This is a genomic window from Mesorhizobium sp. M1A.F.Ca.IN.020.06.1.1, assembly GCF_004023265.1.
GTDB lineage: Bacteria > Pseudomonadota > Alphaproteobacteria > Rhizobiales > Rhizobiaceae > Mesorhizobium.
Genome location: NZ_RZSR01001138.1, coordinates 1 through 1,699, shown reverse-complemented (window position 1 = coordinate 1,699; position 1,699 = coordinate 1). Strand labels below are relative to the sequence as shown.

Annotated in this window: 2 protein-coding genes; both read left to right on the top strand. The window is 68.2% G+C overall.

The window, feature by feature from the left end:
- On the top strand, positions 1–1,203 hold a 1,203-nt coding region (locus EOA60_RS31795), incomplete at its 5' end, for a metallopeptidase TldD-related protein (RefSeq protein ID WP_128312536.1).
- A 1-nt stretch (position 1,204) separates the two neighbouring features.
- A partial coding sequence (locus EOA60_RS31790) for a 3'(2'),5'-bisphosphate nucleotidase CysQ (protein WP_164899726.1) occupies positions 1,205–1,699 on the top strand: 495 nt, incomplete at its 3' end.

Sequence of the window (1,699 nt, the reverse complement as noted above, 5' to 3'; positions counted from 1 at the left end):
GTCGAAGGCACCGAATCGTCGGAAAGCGAGGACGTGTCGCTGCGCGTCTTCGTCGGCCAGCGCGTGGCGAGCGTCTCGGCCACCGCCGCCTCCGACCCGAAGGCGCTTGCCGAGCGCGCCGTCGCCATGGCGAGAGTCTCCCCCGAGGATCCGTTCCAGGGCCTTGCCGACCCGGCGCTGCTCGCCCGCAATTTGCGTGATCTCGACCTCTTCGATCCGACTGAGGTGTCGGCCGATCAGCTCAAGGAGGCGGCGCTGGCAGCGGAAGCGGCGGCCCTTGCCGTCAAGGGCGTCACCAATTCCTCCGGCAGCAGCGCCAGCGCCGGCCTTGGCGGCCTGGTGCTTGCGACCTCGCATGGCTTTGTCGGCCAATATGTCGCGTCGCGCTTTTCGCGCTCGACCAGCGTCATTGCAGGCCAAGGCACGGCGATGGAACGCGACTATGAATTCTCCTCGCGCCAGCATTTCGCCGATCTCGACGCGCCGGAGGAGATCGGCCGCAAGGCCGGTGAACGCGCCGTGCGTCGCCTCGGCGCCCGCAAGGCGGCGACCGGCCCGGTCGACGTCGTGTTCGACCCGCGTGTGGCGCGCGGCATTGCCGGCCATCTCGCCGGCGCCATCAACGGCGCCGCGGTGGCGCGCAAGACCAGCTTCCTGCGCGACATGATGGGAAAGCAGGTAACCTCAAGCGCGATCACCGTCACCGACGAGCCGCTGCGGCGTCGCGGCCAGGCGTCGCGGCCCTTCGACGGCGAAGGCGTCGAGGGCGACAAGCTGTTGATGGTCGACAGAGGCGTGCTCAACCACTGGTTCCTGTCGACCTCGGCCGCGCGCGAGCTTGGTCTCGTCACCAACGGCCGTGGCTCGCGCAGCGGCTCTTCGGTTTCGCCGTCCTCGACCAATCTGGCCATCGAGCCCGGCGATCGCGCGCCGGAGGAGCTGATCGCCTCGCTGCAGCGCGGCTTCTACGTCACCGAGGTCTTCGGCCAGGGCGTCGACATGGTGACCGGCGAATACAGCCGTGGCGCCTCCGGCTTCTGGATCGAGAACGGCGCGCTTGCCTATCCGGTGGCCGAGGTGACGATCGCCTCCAATTTGAAGGCCATGTTCCTCAACATGGTGCCGGCGAGCGATCTCGACCGCAATTTCGGCACTGCCGCGCCGACGCTGCTGATCGAGGGGATGACCCTTGCCGGCGCCTGACATGGTCATCTCAGCCGAGACGCACGAAGACCTTGCTCTGCTGCGCGACGCCGCCCGGGAGGCGGGCACCATCGCCATGCGCTATTTCGGTCAAAACCCCCAGGTGTGGATGAAGGGCGGGACCTCGCCGGTCAGCGAAGCCGACCATGCGGCCGACGCCTATCTGCGCGAGACCCTGCTCAAGGCGCGGCCGAATTATGGCTGGCTGTCCGAAGAAACCGCCGACGATCATGCCAGGCTGTCGGCCCGCCGCACTTTCGTCGTCGACCCTATCGATGGCACGCGCGGCTTTCTCGATGGCCTGCATTCCTGGTGCGTCAGCGTCGCCGTGGTCGAGGATGGCCGCTCGCTGGCCGGCGTGCTCGAATGTCCGGCCAAGCGCGAGACCTATTGGGCGCTGCCGGGCGAGGGCGCGTTCCTCAACGGCAAGCGCATCCAGGTCCGCCAACTCGGCGATACCGTCGAGATCGGCGGGCCGAAGCCGCTGGTCGAGCGC